This window comes from Betaproteobacteria bacterium (assembly GCA_009693245.1).
Classification (GTDB): Bacteria; Pseudomonadota; Gammaproteobacteria; order Burkholderiales; family SHXO01; genus SHXO01.
The window spans coordinates 1-6,484 of sequence record SHXO01000123.1 but is presented as its reverse complement, the minus strand read 5'-3'; the positions used below and the strand labels follow the sequence as shown (position 1 = coordinate 6,484).

The 6,484-nt window shown below is 60.2% G+C and carries 6 protein-coding genes; 5 read left to right on the top strand and 1 reads right to left on the bottom strand.

The annotated features are described in order from the left end of the window. The first annotated feature begins 339 nt into the window (after nucleotides 1-339). Genes EXR36_15135 through EXR36_15125 form a run of 3 tightly spaced genes read left to right on the top strand, consistent with a single transcriptional unit; the run spans nucleotide 340 to nucleotide 4,419 of the window. The gene (locus EXR36_15135) at nucleotides 340-2,256 is read left to right on the top strand and encodes a transglycosylase (GenBank protein ID MSQ60924.1); all 1,917 of its coding nucleotides are present in this window, start codon (nucleotides 340-342) and stop codon (nucleotides 2,254-2,256) included. Next, on the top strand, nucleotides 2,257-3,198 hold the full coding sequence (locus EXR36_15130) for a complex I NDUFA9 subunit family protein (protein MSQ60923.1): 942 nt from the start codon (nucleotides 2,257-2,259) through the stop codon (nucleotides 3,196-3,198). Nucleotides 3,199-3,204: 6 nt separating this feature from the next. Next, entirely contained in the window at nucleotides 3,205-4,419 is a 1,215-nt protein-coding gene (locus tag EXR36_15125) for a multifunctional CCA addition/repair protein (protein MSQ60922.1), read from the top strand. Here EXR36_15125 and EXR36_15120 read toward each other — a convergent pair. Continuing rightward, the gene (locus EXR36_15120) at nucleotides 4,416-4,613 is read right to left on the bottom strand and encodes a DUF2905 family protein (GenBank protein MSQ60921.1); all 198 of its coding nucleotides are present in this window, start codon (nucleotides 4,611-4,613) and stop codon (nucleotides 4,416-4,418) included. The genes EXR36_15125 and EXR36_15120 overlap by 4 nt on opposite strands. A 99-nt stretch (nucleotides 4,614-4,712) precedes the next feature. Between EXR36_15120 and EXR36_15115 the strand changes: the two genes are divergently transcribed. Then, a complete protein-coding gene (locus tag EXR36_15115; protein ID MSQ60920.1) occupies nucleotides 4,713-5,339 on the top strand; it encodes a glutathione S-transferase family protein in 627 nt (208 codons plus the stop codon). 70 nt (nucleotides 5,340-5,409) lie between these two features. Beyond that, a partial coding sequence (locus EXR36_15110; protein ID MSQ60919.1) for a serine/threonine protein kinase occupies nucleotides 5,410-6,484 on the top strand: 1,075 nt, incomplete at its 3' end.

The following is a 6,484-nucleotide window of genomic DNA, read 5'->3' as shown; positions in this document are numbered from 1 at the left end:
TCTCGTGCACTCGCGCCAACTGGGGCCGAAAGGCCTCCCAATCAATCTGCGCCTTCAACCCCACCAGCGGATCTCCCATCCGAGTGAGTTGCTCGGCGCGCTCTTGTACATCGAAGAATCCAGGCTGCTTGGGTTTGGGTTGCTTCCTGAGTTTGTCTTTCTTCATCGGCCTCGGGATCACTTTGCGCTTCGAGGCTTTTTATCACATCGATTCCATACACACTACTCTACAATGCTGAATTATTAGAGGTGCCATTATGCCTCGGACAAGCCGATATAGCGACACTGAAGGCTCCCGATACATGCGACAATTTTGTTAGTTTCCCCTCCGGTTCGCCCATGACCCCTCGTACTTTCCTCGTATTCGCCGTTTTTGTTGCTTTCGTCCGCCCGCTGCACGCGGCCGAGGACGATGCCCTCTTCCTCTCGGCCCGGGAGGCCTACCAGCAGGGCGACGCGGAACGTCTCAACCGGCTGGCAACCAGCCTTCAAGACCATCTGCTCTGGCCTTACATCGCCTACTGGCAATTCAAGGCTGGTCCCGGCGAGCGCTCCTTCGATGAATGGCGGGAGTTTCTGGAGAAACAACCCGAAGGCCTGACAACCCAGCGCGCGCGCGGGGATCTCATTCGCGCCACCGCCAAGAAAGCCGATTGGGAAGCCGTGGAGCGCGAGTTCGCGACTTTCGAATTAGATGACCCTGACGTGCGCTGCCTGAACACCCGGGCACGCATCGAGCGCAAGAACGCGGAGGTCATTAGCGAAGCGAAGCAAATGTGGGCTCAACCTGCCGTGATAGGCGATTCCTGCACGGAGCTGTTCGAGTACATGATGCGCGAGCGCCACCTCTCCGAAAGCGATCTGTGGATTCGCATCCGGGCGGAGTTGGAAACCAACAATAGCTCGGCGGCCACTCACCTCTTCAACTACCTTCCCGCCTCTTCCCGGCCCGCCAAGAGACAATGGGAAACACTGGTTAGAAATCCCCACAAGTACATTCAGCAAAAGCCGCTCAAACTCAAGAACCGAACGGATCGAGAGATGGCGGGTTTCGCGCTATTCAGGATGGCGCTCACGCTCCCCGAGCTCGCACACGAGCGCTGGCAGCAGATCAAGGGCAAGTTCCCCCAAGATGAACAGGCTTATGTGTGGGCGCAGCTGGGGGCCGCAGGCGGCTTCAAACACCGCCCGCAAGCCCTGAAGTGGTTCCGCCAAGCCGGGGGTGCACCGCTCACGGAACGCCAATTCGCTTGGAAGGTCCGTGCCTCCATCCGCGGCGGGGATTGGGAGAGCATCGCCGCAACGATCGATTCCATGCCCGAGAAAGACCGCCAAATCTCCACCTGGCGTTATTGGCGCGCCCGTGCGTATTTGCAGGAAGGCAAAACGAGCGAAGCCCATGCACTCTTGGCGCCGCTATCCGCCGAGCATAATTTTTACGGCCTACTCGCCGCGGATGAGTTGGGAATCACCGTTTCTGGCTTGCCCGAAGCCCCGGAAATTTCCAGCTATGACTTGCACACCGCCGCCCAGAACCAGGGGCTACGCCGGGCGCTGAAGCTCTTCGAGCTGGATCTGCGCTACGAAGCCGTGCTGGAATGGCGCTGGAGCATCCGCCGGATGGATGACAGGCAGCTTTTGGCCGTCGCGGAACTCGCGCGGCGCGCGGGCTGGTACGACCGTACCATCGATACGGCCGAGCGTACGAAACTCACCCATGATTTTCGCCTTCGCTTTCCCTTGCCTTACCGCGACGTGTTCAGCGCGTACAGCCAGCGCCATGGCATAGACGAAGCCTGGGTCTACGGCTTGTCTCGCCAGGAAAGCCGCTTCGCTCCCCAAGTACGCTCCAGCGCGGGTGCCATGGGCCTCATGCAATTGATGCCATCGACCGCCTCGCAAGTGGCCCGCCGCTTGGGTTTGGGCCGCATCGACCGCACCGCCATCACCACCGTGGACACCAATGTCAGCTTGGGCACCTACCACTTGCGCGAACTGCTCGACATGCTGGACGACAAGCCCTTGCTGGCTTCGGCCGCCTACAATGCCGGCATGTCGCGGGCGCGCGACTGGCAATCCTCCCGCGCCATGGAAGGCGCGGTGTACGCCGAGACGATTCCTTTCAGCGAAACCCGTGACTACGTCAAGAAAGTCATGAACAACACCATGCAGTACGCCCGGGTGCTGGGCCATCCCTTCGTTGCCCTGAAATCTCGTTTGGGAACCATAGCGGGGCGCATGGCAGGCAGCAATTAGATGGCGCCCAAAACAGTCTGCGTTCTGGGCGGTTCGGGTTTCATTGGCCGGCGCGTAGTGCACCGTCTCGCGCAAATGGGCCTTGACGTTTGCGTCCCCACTCGCGACCGCGAACGCGCGAAAGAGAATCTGATCTTGCTCCCTACCGCTGATGTGCGTACCGCCAACGTGCACGATCCCGCGCAGTTGGAAGCCGTGCTGAAGGGCATGGATGGCGTGATCAATCTGGTTGGCGTGTTGAACGACTTCCCGGGGGGAGCGTTTCAGCGCAATCATGTTGAATTACCCCGTACCCTCGCGGGCCTGTGCCAGCGCATGGGCATCTCCCGGCTCGTTCACATGAGCGCGGTCAATGCATCGAACACCGGCACGAGCCGGTACCTGAGGAGCAAAGGCGAAGGCGAGCGCATCGTGCGCGAGACAAAGGGTCTGGCTGTCACCGTGCTCCGGCCAGGCATCGTGTTCGGCGAGGGAGACCGGTTTTTGAACCTATTCGCCAAGCTGGCCGCCACGTTTCCCATCATCCCCCTGGCTTGCGCGCAATCGCGCTTCCAACCCATCTACGTGGAAGATGTCGCGCGCGCGGTGGCGCGCTGCCTGACGGAGACGGAAACCCACGGGAAAAGCTACGATCTTTGCGGTCCCAAGATTTACACCTTGCGCGAGTTGGTGCGTTACACCGCGATGCAGGTAGGGACGGATCCCGCGATCATCGGATTACCGCGTGCGCTGGGTTGGTTGCAGGCAGCCGTGATGGAGCATTTGCCTGGGCGCCTCATCACCCGCGACAATCTGGATTACATGAAAATGGATAGCGTTTCCAATGCTCCCTTTCCCGAGATCTTCGGATTTTCACCCATGCCATTGGAGGCAGTCGCCGGGCAATTCCTCGGAGGCATTACTTCGCGCGCCCGCTACGACGCGTTCCGCGCGCGGCGCTAAGGGTTCATGAAGGTCTACCGCGTGGGTGGCTCCGTCCGGGATGAATTGCTCGGGCTCCCAGTCAAGGACCACGATTACGTCGTGGTGGGAAGCTCGCCCGAGGATATGGTGCGCCAAGGATTCCGTCCCGTGGGGCAAGATTTTCCGGTATTCCTGCACCCGCGCACGCACGAGGAATATGCCCTGGCCCGCACGGAACGCAAGACCGGCCGTGGCTACAAGGGGTTCAATGTTCACGCCGCGCCCGAGGTCACCCTGGAGGAAGATCTGGCCCGCCGCGATCTCACCATCAATGCCATCGCGCGCGGCGAAGAAGGAACCCTCATCGACCCCTTTGGCGGCGAGAAGGATCTTCGCTCCAGAGTGCTACGCCATGTGAGCCCCGCCTTCGCGGAAGACCCCGTGCGCATCCTGCGCGTGGCCCGCTTCGCCGCGCGCTTCACATTCGAGATCGCGCCGGAAACGCTCGCTCTCATGCGGCAAATGGTGGATGAGGGCGAAGCCGGTCATCTGGTGCCCGAACGCGTGTGGCAGGAACTCTCCCGCGGCCTGATGGAAGAGCGGCCCTCTCTCATGATGGAGGCTTTGCGCGCGTGCGGCGCCCTGCAAAGAATTCTCCCCGAGGTCGACGCACTCTTCGGCGTACCGCAACCGGCCTGGCATCATCCCGAAATCGATACTGGATTACACACCATGTTGTGTCTGGATTACGCCGCCGCGCGCGAATATCCCTTGCCCGTGCGATTCGCCGTGATGAACCACGACCTCGGTAAGGGCGCCACGCCCAAGGAGGAATGGCCTAAGCATCACGGACATGAGGCGCGCGGCGTGGAACTTCTAAAAGGACTTTCCTCGCGGCTGCGCGTTCCCTCCGAATGCCAGGATCTCGGACTATTGGCGGCACAGCTCCACGGAGATATTCACCGGGCGGAGGAGTTGCGCGCCGGGACCGTGGTCAAATTGCTCGAACGCAGCGACGCGTTTCGCCGGCCGGAACGCTTCCATCAGTTGCTGGAGGCCTGCGCCAGCGACTTTCACGGCCGCCCGGGTTACGAATCCTTGCCCTATGCGCCGCGCGAAATATTTCTCCGCGCTCTGCAAGCCGCCTCTACCGTGGACGCCGGCGCCATCGCGAAATCGCAAGCGGATGCGAGCCAGATCCCGGCGGCCATCCATCAAGCACGCGTCAAGGCGGTGGCGCAGGCTCGCGGCCGCGATTAACGAATCAGGTGGAACAAGAGTGTCATCACGGCCGCGAGCAGCAAGGAGGACATGAAGGGAAAGCTGTAATCCTGGCCGCGCAATTTGAAATGCACATCGCCCGGTAAACGCCCGAGGCCCAGCCGCCGCAATAGCGGCGTGAACCATCCGATCAATGACATGGCTAGCACGAACACCAAGAACCACTTCAACATGGCGATAGGGACCTCATGCGGGAAACACTTGCATTGTCTCCCATCCCAAAGAACTTGGGGCCGATACAATCCTGCGTTCAACCATGGCCGGAGCACGCAGTGATCGACCTTTATACCTGGACCACCCCAAACGGCCGCAAAGTTTCCATCATGCTGGAAGAGGTGGGACTGCCCTATCGCGTGCACGCCATCGATATCGGCAAGGGGGAGCAATTCACGCCCGGGTTCACCGCCATCAATCCCAACAGCAAGATTCCCGCGATCGTCGATCACGCCGGACCGGAACGCAAGCCTTTCGCGTTATTTGAATCCGGCGCCATCTTGCTGTACCTGTCCTACAAGACCGGAAAATTTTTACCCGCGAAAGTGACCGCTCAGTTCGAAGTCATTCAATGGCTCATGTTTCAAATGGGAGGCGTGGGGCCGATGTTCGGCCAGACCCATCACTTTCTGCGGGCGGCACCCGAACCGGTACCTTATGCCATCGAGCGCTATGGCAAGGAAACCCGGCGCCTTTACGGCGTACTCGACGGGCATTTGGCGAAACAGCAGTATCTGGGAAGCGAATATTCCATCGCGGACATGGCCACCTACCCCTGGATCGCGCGGCACGATTGGCACAAAGTGGACCTTGGCGATTTCCCCAATGTGAAACGCTGGTACGGCCAATTGGGCGAGCGCCCCGCGGTGAAGAAGGGCATGAACGTGCCGGAAATCAAGAAATAGCGCGCCGCTCCCGGATCAAGCCAGCGGGGATTTCGCCGATAAACGAAGGGTTGCCAGTGCAGCCCTTCCCATGAAAGAACCCCCACCAGAGCGCATCGGTAAGTATCCAGTCGTACGCGAAATCGGGCGCGGTGCCACCAGCGTGGTCTACCTCGCCCGCGACACTTTCGCCGGTCGCGACGTCGCCATCAAAGTCATTCGTAACCGCGCGCCCGAGGACACGGATCTTCAGCGCCGTTACCGCCGGGTGTTCCTGAACGAAGCCGCGCTCACTGGCAAGTTGCTGCACCCCCACATCCTCGCCATCTACGACGCGGTGAGCGACCCCGATGCCAGCTACATCGTCATGGAATACATCGATGGCCACACGTTGCAGGATTTCTGTGACCAGGCCAGCATGTTGCCGCTGTCGAAAGTGGTGGAGATCATCTTCAAGTGCAGCTTGGCGCTGGCCTTTGCTCATAGGCAAGGCGTGATCCATTGCGACATCAAGCCCGCCAACATTCTGGTGAAGGAAGGCACCCACATCAAGATCAGCGATTTTGGCGCCGCGCAATACGACGAAGCCGACCACACCCAGATCAAGGGCATCGGCTCGCCCGCCTACATGTCTCCCGAGCAGGTGCAGGACCGCGAACTCACCCACCAAACCGACATCTATTCCCTTGGCGTGGTGATGTACCAATTGCTCACCGGCAAGCTTCCTCATAACGCCAGCAACCGGGGCAGCTTGCTCTATCAAACGGTCAACATCGATCCCCTGCCCCCCAGCGCATACCGCAAGGATTTGCCTCCCGAGTTGGACCTGGTGGTCATGCGAGCGATGCAGAAAAAACTCGAGGACCGTTATCAAACTTGGGGAGACTTCTCCAAGGAGCTGACCTTCGCCTATCGCAATCTAGAACTCCCGGCCGACACCATATCGGACACGGAGAAGTTCGACACCATCAAAGCGCTGTCCTTCTTCGTGGATTTTGGCGACCAGGAAATATGGGAGACGTTGCGCATTACCTCCTGGCGGAAGTTCCTCTCGGAGCACGCTGTCAAGAACATCACCAAACCGGTGAGGGTGTATCGGGTGCGCACCGAGAAGCTGGAGGGAAAGCCGCCCGCGAAGGCTGCGGCGGCGCACAAGTGGTTGTGGC

Coding starts and splice junctions, on each gene's coding strand:
- EXR36_15135 (MSQ60924.1), top strand. CDS start 340: ATGACCCCTCGTACTTTCCTCGTATTCGCCGTTTTTGTTGCTTTCGTC.
- EXR36_15130 (MSQ60923.1), top strand. CDS start 2,257: ATGGCGCCCAAAACAGTCTGCGTTCTGGGCGGTTCGGGTTTCATTGGC.
- EXR36_15125 (MSQ60922.1), top strand. CDS start 3,205: ATGAAGGTCTACCGCGTGGGTGGCTCCGTCCGGGATGAATTGCTCGGG.
- EXR36_15120 (MSQ60921.1), bottom strand. CDS start 4,613: ATGTTGAAGTGGTTCTTGGTGTTCGTGCTAGCCATGTCATTGATCGGA.